Below are 13,314 nucleotides of genomic sequence, written 5' to 3'. Positions count from 1 at the left end.
GCAGCGCAAGCCGCCGTCCGCCGTCGTGCATGGGAAAAATCAGCCGGCCATGTGCGCGATCTGGATGAGGTTGCCGCAGGTGTCGTCGAACACCGCGGTGGTGACCGGGCCCATCGCCATGGGGTCCTGCGTGAAGCGCACGCCGAGGCCCACGAGCCGGTCGTACTCAGCCTGGACGTCCTCCACGGCGAACTGGGTGGCCGGGATGCCGTCCGCCACGAGAGCGTCCTTGAACGGCTTCACGGCGGGGTGGCCGCTGGGTTCCAGCAACAGCCTTGTGCCGTCCGGGTCCTCCGCGGCGGCGACGGTCAACCAGCGGTCGGCGCCGATCGGGACGTCGTCCTTGACCACGAATCCCAGCTTTTCGGTGTAGAAGGCCAGCGCCTTCGCCTGGTCGTCAACGAACACGCTTGTCAGGTGGATTCTCATCGGGGTGCCTTCTTCCGTTGGGTTTGGATTTGTCCAGCCACCGCTCAACGATCGGTTCCAGCGGGGCGGTGTTGATGTAATGGAATTTGTAGCGTCCCTCACGCATGGTTTCAACGAGCCCGGCCGATTCCAGCACGTCCAAGTGCTGTGAAACCGCCTGCCGCGACGACGCCAGCCCGTGTTTCATGAGCAGGCGCGTGCAGATCTCAAAGAGCGTCTGCCCGTCCCGCTCGGCCAGCTCATCGAGAATGATCCGCCGGGTGGGATCGGCCAGGGCCTTGAAAACATCTGCCACACGACAACCATAGGCAAGCAGTCACTTGCATGTCAACGGTTTGCCGCGCTTTCCATGCACGACGCCGGCCCCCGGCCGCCGCGTCCGGCCGCCGGTCCCGCTGTGCACCGGCACCACGGCAGACTGTACCGTTATCGATAGTGAAAGCGGCCGCCGCCGAGGAGCGGCCCAATGATTGGATGGAGAAAAGATGAGCGCGCCGATTCGCATTGGAATTGCCGGTTACGGAAACCTGGGCCGCGGGGTTGAGGCAGCGATTGCCAAGAACGCGGACATGGCCCTGGTAGGCATTTACACCCGCCGCGACCCCTCCGATCTGGTTCCGCTGAACGCGGGCGCGCCGGTATTCTCCATGGATGAGCTGGCCGGCCACGCGGGCGATGTTGACGTCTTGATCCTGTGCGGCGGTTCCAAGTCCGACCTCCCGGAGCAGGGCCCAGCACTGGCCGCCCTGTTCAACACGGTGGACAGCTTTGACACGCACGCCCGCATCCCGGAGTACTTCGCTTCTGTGGACGCCCCCGCCCAGGCGGCACGGAAGACGGCGCTCATCTCCGCCGGCTGGGACCCGGGCATGTTCTCCATCAACCGCGTCTACGGCGAGGCGCTGCTGCCCGACGGCGACACCTACACGTTCTGGGGCCGCGGCCTGAGCCAGGGCCATTCGGATGCCATCCGCCGCGTGGCCGGCGTTGCAGGCGGCGTGCAGTACACGCTGCCGTCCGAGGCCGCCATTGCAGAGGTCCGCAGCGGCTCGCGTCCTGAGCTTTCCACGCGCCAGAAGCACACCCGCGAATGCTTCGTTGTCCTGGCGGAGGGCGCCTCCGAGGAGGCCGTCCGCGCCGAGATCGTGGGCATGCCGCACTACTTTGACCAGTACGACACCACGGTCAACTTCATCACCGCCGAGGAGCTGGCCCGCGACCACTCAGCCATGCCGCACGGCGGTTTTGTCATTCGCAGCGGCAACACCACCGACGGCCACGCCCAGGTCGTCGAGTACTCGCTCGCCTTGGAGAGCAACCCGGAGTTCACCTCCAGCGTGCTGGTGGCCTACGCCCGCGCCGTGCACCGCATGAGCGCTTCCGGCCAGTTCGGCGCCAAGACGGTGTTCGACGTGGCCCCTGGCCTCCTGTCCCCCAAGTCCGCAGCTGACCTGCGCGCGGAACTGCTTTAACCCCAGCACGACGGCGTGAGCCTGGTTGGGTGCCCACCCCGCCTCACGCCGTCGCGCACTCCGCGTTCACGCCACCCCGGGACTTTTCTCAACCATGTCAGCAGCGACTGGCTGGACAACAGGATTTGGCGCATTCGACACGATCCGCCCCGAAGTTCTGATGCCCGGGACCAACCAATCCGCAGCCCCTCGTCAGTTCCATGAACAGTCCCGTACGGGGCGCCTTCACCGGGCTTTTTGCGTGCTGGATATGCGGGAATGTGGTGTCCGTGGAAGCAAACAGTTTTGCTGATTGTGGAAATACTTGTGGCACGCGTCAGCGATGAACCGGCTTGCGGGAACCCTGAAAATCCATGAGCTTCGCGCCACACCCTTGACAAGCCTGACGTGCCTCAGGCTGCTTACTCATCCGTTTCAGGATCTCCGGTGATGCCGTCACGCCCGTCCTCGCGTCCGTGCGCCCATGCGGTGGCGATGAGTGCGGTACCGCCGAGAAAGCTGAGCAAGGCAAAACCGTGGAAGGCCCAACCGACAAAATTGCTGCTGCTCGCCCACTCGCTGAGAGGTTCTTCATGCCTCAAGATCACCCATGCGAACAGCACGGCGATCATGACTATCCCGAGAAAAACTTGCGCGGCTCGTTTCATCAACATTGCTCCTCTGGACCAATTAGCGAAATGCTCGGCTGATGCCACCGCTCAGTTGCGACAGCTGCATCCAGATCCCGAAGCGCACGAGCGGGCGGGTCAGCAGTCCCCGGATCGGGCGAGCAGGGCTATCGGAGTTGCGTTCCCACCATAACGAGATGCGCAGCTGGGTACCGCCAGCTGCGGGCTCCAATCCGATCCGAATTCGTTTCACGCTGGCCCGTGCTGAATCGGGATAAGTGAACCGCCACTCGATCAGTGCCTCTTCTGTGCATGAGACAAGCTCAACATCCTGAGCCTGGAATTCAGGCTTGATCCGAATCGCTTTTCCATCAGACCGCTGCGTGCGGGCATGCGTTGTCCAGCGATCGCCCACCTGCGGTTCTGTCTGCGGTTCTTCGAGCTCGACATCACCAATCACCGGTTCCCATTCAGGCATCCGTTTTTGACTGCTGAGCAGTTCCCAGACCTGCCCGACCGGAGCCGGGACGAATGCCTCGCAGGCTCCCGAGCGCCGGCCCGGTTGGATGGCGTGTTTTGGTGTGAGCGCCGGGTAGCCCTGAACTTCATCGAGTCGTGCGATCACCAGATCGGACGCGGAGCCGAGACGCTGTAGTACTTGGTCGATCATGCCGCTGGGTTCCGTGACGAGTTCGCGCAGCACGGCGGCAGCGTCGCCTCGCTTCTCGCCGCCGCTGGCACGCTTGATGACCGCCATGGCGCGCTCGCTCCACTCGTAGCCTCCAGTTTCATGGAAGACGATCCGACCTTGCGGCGGGAGTCCGGAGCTAATGCCGAGTGAGGCGAGTTGAACTGAATGCTGCTCTGCAACCGCGCCCCGCGCCGCTTCAAGCGTGATCCCCTCACTGCGCAATACCTGTCCGGCGACCTGCTCACTGACCACCAGGGCAAGAAGCATGTGGTCAATGTCCGTGCTGCGCTGGCCGAAGCGGGAGGCTTCCTCCATGGCGACAACCGAGAGCGTGTGCGATGTTGTTGCCGCGTCGGTGAACTTACTCAATGGTTCCTCCTTGGAACGGGGATGCTCTGGTCCACCTTCTTGGCGTACTTCTTATGAACTGCTTGCCTGGAGACTCCGAGGGCATCGGCGATGTTCTGCCAGCTCATGCCCAAAACCAGACCCGCCTCAACCTGCGCGAGTTCGAGTCTCTCAGTGAGTGCACGGAGGGAAGCGATGGCCCGCAGCCCGGCACGCGGGTCACTGGTGTCCGCGGCGACAGTTGCGATCTGTGCTGACTTCATGCTGTCAACTTACATTGCTAAAATAGTTTCCGTCAACCATGGTTGCTAACGGGATCGCCACTTGCACATGCCCCGCCCCACTGCCCCGCTGACCGTTCCCCATACAGACTGCGCAAACTTAGTGAACCCGACTGCGGTTCCATCTCCCAGAAATAGAGACTTAACGAAAGAAAGGGCCCACCGTGGCGGGCCCTTCAATACCTTCTATGCACCACGCTGCCTATTCGAATGGAGAACCATTGGAACAGAGGACCGATCCCGTAGTGCCCCTGTAGCCTACTACCCATGCCTGCAGAATTGCCACGCACGGTGAAGGTACTCCATCAGGTCTGGGTCGTGGCGGGGCAGCCCTGTGGGAAGTACCTGGCCGCTGTCATGGGCACCACCCTGGCCAATATGGAAGCCCACATCGGTTCCGAGGCCTTCGGCCGGGCCCGCTCCCGGTATAGCCCACTAGTGCATCAACAGTTGCTGGCGATGAGTGCGGCAACGATCGACCGGCTGTTGGCACCGTTCAAACTGTCGATGTATCCGGACGGGAAATCAACGACCCGGGCGCGGCGAAATCAGTACACCGAGGCGCTCCCGATCATGTTCCGCATCCCAGACATTGACTGGCAGCCAGGCCTGGTCGCGATTGATACGGTGGCGCATTGCGGCAACAGTGCCAAGGGCCAGTATGCGGTCACGCCCTTCTCGGGAGCCTCAGAAGCTGCCCGCATGCCGGCCCCTGTGCGGAGTCAGGGCAAGCAAGTAACTTGCGACTTCCTGTGGCGGTTCCTCATGGAAATGGGTGTTGGGTGGAAAAATGAGACCATGAGCGCGGGTCGGGACTATGAGAGTTATGCAGCCAAAATGCGGCAGCATGTACGTGCCGGAACAGACATGGAAGTGGATGTACGCTTCGTTGACATGATGACCAAACGGCGTTCCCGTGTCCTCGATATTGGCTGCGGAATTGGCAATGCCGTCAACGGATTGCGAGCCCGAGGCCACGAGGCCTACGGAATTGATCCCACACCTCAAGTCCTCGAAGTTGCCGGAGAGTTCTATGACCCGTCGTGGTTTCGCCGCATGACTGCTGGCGACATCGTGCCGGGAACCCTGGCTCTAAATGGCCTTCCCCAGGCTTACGACGCCGTACTCATGTCAGGGAACGTTCCGGCTTTTCTTTCAGCGAATGAACTGCGTAAAATCTTTGGCCAGGTTGCAGGACTGCTGGACGACGGAGGGGTCTTCGTCGTCGGCACCACCACGGCCATTCAGGGTGGCCCCGTGGATCTGGACAACGCAGCGGCAAGGTCGAGCTTGACCCTGGCCCATCGATTCTCGGATTGGCACCTCAGCCCTTTTTACACTGAGTCGCCGTGGTCAGTGAGTGTATTCTCTGCGACCGGATCCAGGGAATTCGCCGAGGTTCCGGGCGGGATGTTTGCTCTGCGTGGTTGAGTGGATGGCGGTTTGAAAACGCCCAGTGAGCGTTCCCCTTTCGGCCCCTGACCAGGGGCCGTTTCGTGGAGAATGAAGCTATGAAAAAGTTCATGGGGCTACTGGCAAACGACATTCTCGGTGCCATCGGGCCCGGGCGCCGGTTGGTGGCCGTTGATGGAGTCGACGGCAGCGGCAAGACATCCTTCGCCACCAACCTGGTGAACGAGATCCAAGATCGGCCCGTGATCGTGATCCACGTCGACGGCTTCCTGAACCCCTCACCCGTCAGGCATGCCAAAGGACGTACCTCGCCGGACGGCTTCTGGGAAGACACCTACAACTACCCAGCCCTGAATGACTGGTTGCTCGCCCCCCTCGGTCCGCACGGAGACGGCTGGTACTCGCCGGCTTCCTACAACGCGGATACCGACCGCGTTGCACAGGCGGAGGGCCTCCGCGCTCCGCCGGATGCACTGGTCGTGGTGGAAGGCATGTTCCTGCACCGCGACGAACTCGCCTCCCATTGGGATGCATCGGTGTTCCTGGACGTGCCTTTCACCGAAACCGCGGCCCGAATGGCGATCCGGAACGGCAGCAATCCCGACCCGCAGCACCCCACGATGCGCCGATACGTCGAAGGACAGCGTCTCTACTTCGAAGCCGCACGGCCCTGGGAACGCGCCACGTACGTCGTGGACAACTCCGACTTCACTTCGCCAAAGATCATCCGCCCTGGCATGGTTTCAGCTATCCGGTAAAGGTTCGCCATATGGGCAGTTTCGCGCGCGGTTGAGGCGGATCATACGGGCCAGATCATAGATACCCTTGCTCTATGGTCTACAACATTCATCAGCGCGATATTGCGGCTCCCAGCAACGAAGTCGGAGAGCTCATTGACTCGCTGGCGAGCAAGAACGATCGATTGTGGCCAAGGAGCGAATGGCCGGCAATGCGCTTAGATGGGCCTCTCAGCATAGGCGCGGCGGGAGGACATGGGCCTGTGCGCTACTTCGTGACTGCATACGAGCTCGGTAGACGGATCGAATTTCAGTTCACCGGCCCATCGGGTTTCAACGGCCACCACTCCTTCACTGCCACTAGCCTTACGGACAATTCAACGTTGCTGCGGCACGAGCTTTCCATCTCGCCAAGTGGAACGGCGAGACTAACCTGGCCGATCTTCTTTCGACCCATGCACGATGCGCTCATCGAAGAATGTTTGGATCGCGCAGAACGCCAATGCGGGTCCTCATCCGGCGCTGCACACCGCCGGTCGCTGTGGACGAAGATCCTCAGGGCACCGTTCGCTGCACGCATTGCCCGCAAGTAAAGCGCCCGGCGACAGGACTCAAGGTTTTGGCTCCGACGCAGGTGAGCCTGCTTCCCTCCGTCGCGCTTTTCCAATCCAGCCTGGGGCGCCAGGTAAAACTGAGAACAGGTCGCGCAGATGGAGGTCACCTTGAATGTGCAGCCCCTGAAAGCCATCTCGTCTGCAATCGCCAGGTTCTTGAACTGTTCGGTGACGGGCGACTTGGCCCCGTCCACCCAGACCATGTGGCCGACACAGCTCATCCAGCCCCTTCCACCGTTTGCCGATCCGGTCGACGGCGAGGAACTCCCCATGCCAGGCCAGCCCCGCCACCTGTGAAAGACTTCAGGAGCCACATTTGACCACGGAAAGCGCATCATGAACGACGTCATCGGGAGCATCATCCCGCTCAGCATGGGCGTGGCGCTGAGCCCGTTCCCCATCATCATGATTGTGCTGCTCCTGGGCTCGGCCCGCCCCCGCGCCAACGGCCTGGCCTTCCTGGGAGGTTGGGTCGCCGGGCTCGCTGCGATCGTCGCGCTCCTCACCTTCGCCCTTGACGCCGTGGACGACTCCGGCGCCGAACCCGGGCCCGTCGCCGGCATTCTGCGCATTGCTCTCGGAGCGTTCCTGCTGGCCATGGCGGTGCGCAAGTTCGCCAAGCGTTTTGGGAAGTCCGACGCCGGGCCCCTCCCCGGGTGGATGGCCTCGGCCAGCAGCTACTCACCCGGGCGAAGCGCGGTCATGGGGCTGGCACTTTCGGGCGCGAATCCCAAGAACCTTGCCATCACCGCAGCAGCCGGAGTGGCCATCGGTGCCGCCGAATTGAATCTTGGCGCCGAGCTGTGGGCCATGGCCGCCTACATCGTGCTTGCCTCTCTGACGGTGCTGCTCCCTGTTGCCAGTTACCTGATCGCGCCGACAAAGATGGGCGTGCCGCTGAAGGCAGTCATGGAATGGCTGCAGGTAAACCACTCGATCATGGCGGGCCTGCTCCTGGTGGTGTTTGGCTTCCTCCTGGTCGGCAACGGGATCGGCAGCTGCTAGCTGCGGGGTGACTGCCGGCGAGCATTCGCCGAAGTCCGGGTGAAGGACCAACGCAGCAACGGTTCAGCCAATCCGCCCATCAACAAGAGCGCACGGGTGGTGCCGTCCACCGTGATGTTGCGGGCATTGCGCTCAATCCCGCGGGCCATTCCCGCAGCCACTTTTTGCGCGGAGACGGGTTTGACGGCCCCTGAAATGGCCGCAGTTTCCGGCGGCTTGCGCAGGTTCTCAGCGGCAAAGCCTGGGGTGTCGGTGTCCGGCGGAAACATGGTGCTGACGTGCACCCCGGCCGGCTCCACCTCATAGCGCAGCGTGTCGGCAAAGCCGCGGATGGCGTACTTGCTGGCGCCATAGCCCGTGTAGCCGGGCACGCCAATGATCCCCGCCGTGGAACTGAGCAGCACCACATGCCCCTGGCCTCGCGAAACCATCCCCGGCAGCACGTGCCGCACGGCAGCAACACCGCCGCCAACATTCAGCAGCCACTGGGTCTCAAACTCCGCAGCCGGAACCTCCAAAAAGAGTCCAGGCAAGGCCGTCCCCGCGCAGCAGACAAGGATGTCGCAGGGGCCGGACCTGGCGGTCAGGGCATCCATGGCCGCGGCGAGGGAAACAGGGTCGGTGACGTCGGCAGCCTCCCACAGGACACCGGCCCCGGCGGCAGCCGCAGCCCGCTCAAGCCCCGCAGAGGTGCGCGCAATGAGCGAAACCCGGGCTCCGGCGTCGTGCGCTTCCTTGGCGAAGGCCGCACCAATCCCCTGCGAGCCGCCGGTGATAACCACGTGCGCTCCCTGCAGCTTTGTCATGGGATGAGTTTAGGCTGGTGTGTCATCCGGTCATGGCTTCCCGCAGGACCGCCACATCCTGCGCGTCCAGGGGGATGTGGCCGAGCCGGAGCCGGTAGCCCCAGTTGGGCCCGGCAGTGAGGAGGAGCCGGCCGCGGACATCTGCCAGGCCAACCGGTGTTGCAGGAAGGTAGTTGACGCGGCGGCGGAAGGGCTTGAAATCGCCCTCGTCGGCCTGCCAAATCTCATCGTCGGCAATGGTCCCAATGGCCGTGAACTGCTGCAGCGGAACCTTGTCCCCCATCCGATCAACGGGCGAGTAGTAGATCAAGGTGTCGCCGGCGTGCATGCGAGCCAGGCCCACGCGCTTGCCGTGGCCGATCTGCCCAATCCCGAGGCCAACCGCCCGCCGCACGTGCTCAGCGGACACCACTCCCAACCAGGCACCCATTGGCCCCTCCTTTCCTCGCTTCGATTGTGCCAGTTCAGCCGGCATCGCGGAAAGTGCTGCCACGGCCGTCCCCTTGCAGGCCACAGCGCGGGCCGGCGCCACAGCGCCAGTTGCGTGCCGCCGTCGTGCTTCACCAAAGAAGTTTCCACACTTGACCCACGTCAAGGCGGGAGTGCGCGGAACTTGATGAAGTGGAGACTTAACAACCCCAAGGAAAGGCACACCATGCGCACAGCAAAATTTGAGACCGAACCGTTCACCTGCCCGTCGTGCATCACCAAGATCGAGGGCGTCGTGGGCAAGATGGACGGCGTTGCGGAAACCAAGGTCTTGTTCAACTCCGGCAAGGTCAAGGTGACGTTCGACGACGGACTGGTCACCGCCGAGGCGATCGCCAAGGCCATCACCGGCCTGGGCTACCCGGTGCTGCGGCACAAGGTTGCGGCATAGCTGGTTGACTAAGGGACATGGCACACAAATCTGCAGTCCATGGGCACGCTCCACTGGAGGTTCTGGTGGGGCGCGTCCCCATTTTTGCCGGGCTCGCGCCGGAGGAACTCCAGGAAATTGCCGGGCGGGTGCGGCTGCGGCGCCATGTTCGAAACGAGCAGCTGTATGGGGCGGGCGAGAACAACCCGTTCCTGATGATCATCCACAGCGGGCAGGTGAAGATTTTCCGGATCACCGAGTCCGGGCATGAGCAGTTGATCCGGGTGCTGGGCGAGGGCGACTTCCTTGGCGACATGAGCTTCATAAGCGGCGCACCCAAGGACCACTTTGCCACCACGCTTGAGACGGCTGAGATCTGCGCGCTGCACCACGACGACCTCCGCGACTACCTCCTGCGCTACCCCAGCGTCACATACAAGATGCTGGAGACCCTGAGCAGCCGGCTGGAAAGCACCGAACGGCAGCTGAGCGCCTTGGCCGGGGAGGATGCCGACCACCGGCTGGCCGCCTACCTGCTGGAGCTGGCGGACGAACACCCCACGGCGAAATTCCCGCTGCCCATCGCCAAGAAGGATGTCGCATCCTTTCTGGGGCTCACGCCGGAGACGCTCAGCCGAAAGTTGACCCAGTTCGAGGACGCCGGGATGATCCGCCAGCACCCGCGCCGCACCATTGAGCTGGTGGATGTGCCCGCGCTGCATCGGCTATAGCCGCCGTTGCGGTTGGCTTCAGGGAATAGCCGCCGGATAGGCTGGCCCCATGATCCGCAGCATCCCAAGGCACACCCTCGCCCAATTCTGGCATGCCGGCACCGTGCTGGTCGTCGCGCTGTCGGTGGGCACCCAGTTTCTCCTGGTCATCGGGAACGTCAACATTGGCTTTGGCCCCTCCAATGCGCCGCTCGGGCAGCGCATCATCGAGTTCTTCAGCTACTTCACGGTGCAATCAAACGTGCTTGTCGGCATTGCCGCGGCAACACTTGTCATCCGGCCTGACCGCGACGGCGCATTTTGGCGTGTGCTGCGCATTGGATCGATGTTTGGCATCACCGTCACCTTGGCCATCTACCACGTGATCCTCGCGCCACTGGCGGCCTTCACCGGAGTGGCAGCGCTGTCCAACATCGGGCTGCATTACGTGGCTCCCATCCTGGCCATCCTGGGCTGGCTCCTGTTCGGGCCGCGCCCGCGGGTCACGTGGCAGGCGCTCCTGCTCGCCGCCGTGTGGCCGGCCGCGTACATAGTGCTCACCGTGGTCCAGGGCGCGGTCACCGGCTTCTACCCGTATCCCTTTGTGAACATCTCAAAGTTGGGGTTCGCCACAGTGGCGGTCAATGGCGCCGGCATAGTCTTTCTGCTCCTTGCCGTGGGTTCCCTCTATCTCTTTCTGGACAAGGTCCTTGCCCGGAAGACTGGCAGCAAACATGCCGAGGCCACGTTGGCCCGCTGACCGCCAACGCCCTGCTGTGTGCCCTGTTTCGCTGAATTGACCCCGGTCAAGGCACACGCAGCGGATCCGGGCGATCCTTGGAGGACACCGGCGGGGAACCCCTGCCGCGGAATTCAAGGAGCATCATGACTGGCAGGACCAAAGCCCGGATCGCCGCCGCGACCGGCATCATGCTGATCGCCGCACTGGCGTTCCATCTCTTCGGCCTGCCGGAAATCCGTGCCGGACTCTTGGTCGTCTCGGCCGTCACCGCCGGCGTCCCCACCGCCATCCGCGCATTCCAGGCGCTGCGCCACAGGGCGTTCAGCATCGACCTGCTGGTGAGCATCGCCGTCGTCGGCGCGCTGATCATTGGCGAATACGTCGAGGCCGCAGTGGTCTCCTTCCTGTTCGTCTTCGGCGCCTGGCTTGAGGCCCGCACCCTGGAGAAGACGCGCCGCTCGCTGCGGGAGCTCGTGGACATGGCGCCGCAGGAGGCGCAGGTGATGCGCGACGGCGTGGCCGTCACCGTCGGCGTGGACGACGTCATCGAGGGCGACCACGTGGTGATCCAGTCCGGCGGCCAGATCCCGGTGGACGGCACCATCACCTCCGGCAGGGCCCTGGTCAACGAGGCCACCATTACCGGCGAGCCCGTCCCCGCCTCAAAGAAGGTGGGCGACAGGGTCTACGGCGGCACCATCGTGGACAACGGCTTCATCTCCATGACCGCCGAGCAGGTGGGCGATGACACCACCTTCGCGCAAATCATCGAGCTCGTCGAGGAGGCCCAGGAATCCAAGACGAGGGCCCAGCGTTTCCTTGACCGCTTCGCGCAGATCTACACGCCGTCCATCGTGGTCCTGGCCGTGATTGTGCTGATCTTCAGCCGAAACATTGAGTTCGCGCTGACGTTCCTTGTCATCGCCTGCCCCGGCGCACTCGTCATCTCCACCCCGGTCTCCATGGTTGCTGGCCTGGGCAACGGCGCCCGCCACGGCGTCCTGGTCAAGGGCGGCGACGCCCTGGAACGCTTCTCCAAGATCGACGCCATGGTCTTCGACAAGACGGGCACGCTCACAGTGGGCCGCCCCGAGGTCACCGAGGTTTTCCCGCTTGGAACGCACGACGCCGGGACCGTCCTGTTGCTTGCGGCCCGCCTTGAGCTTGCTTCCGAACACCCGCTCGGACGCACCATTGTGGATGAGGCCCGCGAGCGCGGCCTTGAAGTCCTCACCCCGCCCACCGATGTCGAAGTCATCAAGGGCGGCGGCATCCGCGGCCAGATTGACGGCCACACCGTGGCCGTTGGCTCACGCCGGGTCCTGGGCGAGATGGGCGTGGAGCTGCCGGCCGCGGCCGAGGCACATGCCGTGGAACGTGAACGGCTCGGCAACACCGCGGTGTTCTCCGTGGTGGACGGCCAGCTGGCTGGCGTCATCTCGATCGCAGACAAGATCCGTCCGGAGGCCAGGGACGCCATTGCCGCCATGCGCCGCCGCGGCATCAAGAAGTTCTACATGCTCACGGGCGACAACCGCCACACCGCGGCCCTGGTCGCTGCCGAGCTCGGCCTGGACGAGTTCCGTGCGGAACTGCTGCCGGCCGACAAGGTCCGCATTGTCCAGGAACTCAAGGATGCCGGGCACCGCGTGGCCATGGTGGGCGACGGCATCAACGACGCCCCCGCGATCGCCACGGCGGATGTTGGCCTGGCCATGGGCGCCGGCACGGACGTGTCCATCCAGACGGCGGACGTGATCCTGATGGGCAACCGCTTTGACCAGCTGGTGCATGCGTACTCGCTGGCCAAGGCCACTGTGCGGAACATGGTGCAAAACACGTGGATCGCTCTGGGAACGGTTGTGCTGCTTCTGGCCGGAGTACTGGCGCAGAAGGTGTTCATGGCAACCGGCATGTTGGTGCATGAGATCAGTGTCCTGGTGGTCATCATCAACGCCGTCCGCCTGGTCCGCTACCGCGACAAGCGGGCGCCAGCCCCCACGGCGGATGCGGGTGCCACCCCGGAGGCTGGGCCCACGGCGGATGCGGTTGCGGTGCCCGGGCGCGAAGCCGCCCTTGACAGCCGGCCCTAGTCGTCAACCACTCCGGACGCTGTCGCAGCAATGGCGGGTTCCTTCCCGATCATGTCGCAGCAATGGCGTTGGGGGGCTAGTCAGCCGGCAGGACGTCAACGCAGGCCACGGTGCCGTCAGTGAATTCCAGGACCGCCGTCTGGGTGACCTGCAACAGCTGGTCCGTCACCATGCAGTTGGTGAAGGCACGGAGGCCGTTCTCGCCCTGGTCCACCTTCAGCTTCACATGCAGGGTGTCACCTTCCCACCGCGCGTCCGCATCCATGGCGACGTTGATCCCCTGGACCAGGGCGTCCTTCTCAATGTCGCCACTGCCTGCAGCCTTGTCCGGGGCATCCTGCTTCTCCGAACCTGCCGGAACTCCATTGCCGCCGGCCGGCGCCGGATCCGCGGTGCCGCTGCAACCGGCAGCCCCGGCTGCAAGCAGCGCCGCGAAGGCCACGGCTGTCATTGACTTCATCAGTTTCTTCATCATTCCCCCAGAGGACTCGACGGGCGTCGGAGCA

18 protein-coding genes are annotated in these 13,314 nt (G+C 63.7%); 10 read left to right on the top strand and 8 right to left on the bottom strand.

What is annotated here, in order from left to right; translation table 11 throughout:
* Window positions 1–39: 39 nt before the first annotated feature.
* The gene (locus JOF48_RS11300; protein WP_209680739.1) at window positions 40–429 is read right to left on the bottom strand and encodes a VOC family protein; all 390 of its coding nucleotides are present in this window, start codon (window positions 427–429) and stop codon (window positions 40–42) included.
* Window positions 398–724, bottom strand: a complete 327-nt coding sequence (locus tag JOF48_RS11295; protein ID WP_209680738.1) for an ArsR/SmtB family transcription factor — start codon at window positions 722–724, stop codon at window positions 398–400. The genes JOF48_RS11300 and JOF48_RS11295 overlap by 32 nt, the downstream gene beginning before the upstream one ends.
* 190 nt (window positions 725–914) lie before the next feature.
* Between JOF48_RS11295 and JOF48_RS11290 the strand changes: the two genes are divergently transcribed.
* Window positions 915–1,901, top strand: coding sequence for a diaminopimelate dehydrogenase (locus JOF48_RS11290; RefSeq protein ID WP_209680737.1), 987 nt, complete (start codon window positions 915–917; stop codon window positions 1,899–1,901).
* Window positions 1,902–2,302: 401 nt separating this feature from the next.
* On the opposite strand, the gene JOF48_RS11285 is transcribed toward JOF48_RS11290, so the two are convergent.
* From JOF48_RS11285 to JOF48_RS11275, 3 genes are read right to left on the bottom strand one after another with little or no spacing between them, the layout of a single operon-like run.
* A complete protein-coding gene (locus JOF48_RS11285) occupies window positions 2,303–2,548 on the bottom strand; it encodes a hypothetical protein (protein WP_209680736.1) in 246 nt (81 codons plus the stop codon).
* A gap of 22 nt (window positions 2,549–2,570) precedes the next feature.
* Window positions 2,571–3,569 (bottom strand): SRPBCC family protein, encoded by a 999-nt coding sequence (locus JOF48_RS11280; RefSeq protein WP_209680735.1) that lies wholly within the window; start codon window positions 3,567–3,569, stop codon window positions 2,571–2,573.
* Window positions 3,566–3,811 carry a hypothetical protein gene (locus JOF48_RS11275; RefSeq protein WP_209680734.1) on the bottom strand — a complete coding sequence of 82 codons (246 nt, stop codon included), beginning with the start codon at window positions 3,809–3,811 and terminating at the stop codon, window positions 3,566–3,568. Before JOF48_RS11275 ends, JOF48_RS11280 begins: the two co-directional genes overlap by 4 nt.
* Before the next feature lie 285 nt (window positions 3,812–4,096).
* Here JOF48_RS11275 and JOF48_RS19640 point away from each other — a divergent pair, with 285 nt between their 5' ends.
* The 5 genes from JOF48_RS19640 (at window position 4,097) to JOF48_RS11250 (ending at window position 7,598) form a co-directional block, all read left to right on the top strand.
* The gene (locus tag JOF48_RS19640; protein WP_245346496.1) at window positions 4,097–5,260 is read left to right on the top strand and encodes a class I SAM-dependent DNA methyltransferase; all 1,164 of its coding nucleotides are present in this window, start codon (window positions 4,097–4,099) and stop codon (window positions 5,258–5,260) included.
* Between the two features lie 80 nt (window positions 5,261–5,340).
* A complete protein-coding gene (locus JOF48_RS11265) occupies window positions 5,341–6,000 on the top strand; it encodes a nucleoside/nucleotide kinase family protein (RefSeq protein ID WP_209680733.1) in 660 nt (219 codons plus the stop codon).
* A 74-nt stretch (window positions 6,001–6,074) separates the two neighbouring features.
* Window positions 6,075–6,572 carry a hypothetical protein gene (locus JOF48_RS11260; RefSeq protein ID WP_209680732.1) on the top strand — a complete coding sequence of 166 codons (498 nt, stop codon included), beginning with the start codon at window positions 6,075–6,077 and terminating at the stop codon, window positions 6,570–6,572.
* Between the two features lie 129 nt (window positions 6,573–6,701).
* Entirely contained in the window at window positions 6,702–6,890 is a 189-nt protein-coding gene (locus JOF48_RS11255) for a hypothetical protein (RefSeq protein WP_209680731.1), read from the top strand.
* A gap of 39 nt (window positions 6,891–6,929) precedes the next feature.
* On the top strand, window positions 6,930–7,598 hold the full coding sequence (locus tag JOF48_RS11250; protein ID WP_209680729.1) for a GAP family protein: 669 nt from the start codon (window positions 6,930–6,932) through the stop codon (window positions 7,596–7,598).
* Here the strand turns inward: JOF48_RS11250 and JOF48_RS11245 are convergent.
* The gene (locus tag JOF48_RS11245; protein ID WP_209680727.1) at window positions 7,595–8,404 is read right to left on the bottom strand and encodes an SDR family oxidoreductase; all 810 of its coding nucleotides are present in this window, start codon (window positions 8,402–8,404) and stop codon (window positions 7,595–7,597) included. The genes JOF48_RS11250 and JOF48_RS11245 overlap by 4 nt on opposite strands.
* Window positions 8,405–8,426: 22 nt before the next feature.
* Window positions 8,427–8,834, bottom strand: coding sequence for an EVE domain-containing protein (locus JOF48_RS11240; protein ID WP_209680725.1), 408 nt, complete (start codon window positions 8,832–8,834; stop codon window positions 8,427–8,429).
* A 225-nt stretch (window positions 8,835–9,059) separates the two neighbouring features.
* Here JOF48_RS11240 and JOF48_RS11235 point away from each other — a divergent pair, with 225 nt between their 5' ends.
* The 4 genes from JOF48_RS11235 (at window position 9,060) to JOF48_RS11220 (ending at window position 12,808) form a co-directional block, all read left to right on the top strand.
* On the top strand, window positions 9,060–9,284 hold the full coding sequence (locus JOF48_RS11235) for a heavy-metal-associated domain-containing protein (protein ID WP_209680722.1): 225 nt from the start codon (window positions 9,060–9,062) through the stop codon (window positions 9,282–9,284).
* 17 nt (window positions 9,285–9,301) lie between these two features.
* Window positions 9,302–9,994 (top strand): Crp/Fnr family transcriptional regulator, encoded by a 693-nt coding sequence (locus JOF48_RS11230; protein WP_209680720.1) that lies wholly within the window; start codon window positions 9,302–9,304, stop codon window positions 9,992–9,994.
* A gap of 49 nt (window positions 9,995–10,043) precedes the next feature.
* Window positions 10,044–10,733, top strand: coding sequence for a Pr6Pr family membrane protein (locus JOF48_RS11225; protein ID WP_209680717.1), 690 nt, complete (start codon window positions 10,044–10,046; stop codon window positions 10,731–10,733).
* 125 nt (window positions 10,734–10,858) lie between these two features.
* Window positions 10,859–12,808: a heavy metal translocating P-type ATPase gene (locus JOF48_RS11220; RefSeq protein WP_209680716.1), complete on the top strand. Its 1,950-nt coding sequence runs from the start codon at window positions 10,859–10,861 to the stop codon at window positions 12,806–12,808.
* Between the two features lie 76 nt (window positions 12,809–12,884).
* Here the strand turns inward: JOF48_RS11220 and JOF48_RS11215 are convergent, their stop codons facing one another.
* Window positions 12,885–13,268 carry a hypothetical protein gene (locus tag JOF48_RS11215; protein WP_209680714.1) on the bottom strand — a complete coding sequence of 128 codons (384 nt, stop codon included), beginning with the start codon at window positions 13,266–13,268 and terminating at the stop codon, window positions 12,885–12,887.
* Between the last annotated feature and the right edge of the window lie 46 nt (window positions 13,269–13,314).

The sequence above is a fragment of the Arthrobacter stackebrandtii genome (assembly GCF_017876675.1).
In the GTDB taxonomy this organism is placed as follows: Bacteria; Actinomycetota; Actinomycetes; order Actinomycetales; family Micrococcaceae; genus Specibacter; species Specibacter stackebrandtii.
Note: the sequence above shows the minus strand (reverse complement) of the source record. Positions and strands in the feature narration are given on the sequence as shown.

Excerpts from the sequence above, each read along its gene's own strand:
- JOF48_RS11235 (WP_209680722.1), top strand. The coding sequence starts at position 9,060 with ATGCGCACAGCAAAATTTGAGACCGAACCGTTCACCTGCCCGTCGTGC.
- JOF48_RS11225 (WP_209680717.1), top strand. The coding sequence starts at position 10,044 with ATGATCCGCAGCATCCCAAGGCACACCCTCGCCCAATTCTGGCATGCC.
- JOF48_RS11240 (WP_209680725.1), bottom strand. The coding sequence starts at position 8,834 with ATGGGTGCCTGGTTGGGAGTGGTGTCCGCTGAGCACGTGCGGCGGGCG.
- JOF48_RS11245 (WP_209680727.1), bottom strand. The coding sequence starts at position 8,404 with ATGACAAAGCTGCAGGGAGCGCACGTGGTTATCACCGGCGGCTCGCAG.
- JOF48_RS11265 (WP_209680733.1), top strand. The coding sequence starts at position 5,341 with ATGAAAAAGTTCATGGGGCTACTGGCAAACGACATTCTCGGTGCCATC.
- JOF48_RS11285 (WP_209680736.1), bottom strand. The coding sequence starts at position 2,548 with ATGAAACGAGCCGCGCAAGTTTTTCTCGGGATAGTCATGATCGCCGTG.
- JOF48_RS11215 (WP_209680714.1), bottom strand. The coding sequence starts at position 13,268 with ATGAAGTCAATGACAGCCGTGGCCTTCGCGGCGCTGCTTGCAGCCGGG.
- JOF48_RS11220 (WP_209680716.1), top strand. The coding sequence starts at position 10,859 with ATGACTGGCAGGACCAAAGCCCGGATCGCCGCCGCGACCGGCATCATG.
- JOF48_RS11290 (WP_209680737.1), top strand. The coding sequence starts at position 915 with ATGAGCGCGCCGATTCGCATTGGAATTGCCGGTTACGGAAACCTGGGC.
- JOF48_RS11250 (WP_209680729.1), top strand. The coding sequence starts at position 6,930 with ATGAACGACGTCATCGGGAGCATCATCCCGCTCAGCATGGGCGTGGCG.
- JOF48_RS11230 (WP_209680720.1), top strand. The coding sequence starts at position 9,302 with ATGGCACACAAATCTGCAGTCCATGGGCACGCTCCACTGGAGGTTCTG.
- JOF48_RS11260 (WP_209680732.1), top strand. The coding sequence starts at position 6,075 with ATGGTCTACAACATTCATCAGCGCGATATTGCGGCTCCCAGCAACGAA.
- JOF48_RS11275 (WP_209680734.1), bottom strand. The coding sequence starts at position 3,811 with ATGAAGTCAGCACAGATCGCAACTGTCGCCGCGGACACCAGTGACCCG.
- JOF48_RS11300 (WP_209680739.1), bottom strand. The coding sequence starts at position 429 with ATGAGAATCCACCTGACAAGCGTGTTCGTTGACGACCAGGCGAAGGCG.
- JOF48_RS19640 (WP_245346496.1), top strand. The coding sequence starts at position 4,097 with ATGCCTGCAGAATTGCCACGCACGGTGAAGGTACTCCATCAGGTCTGG.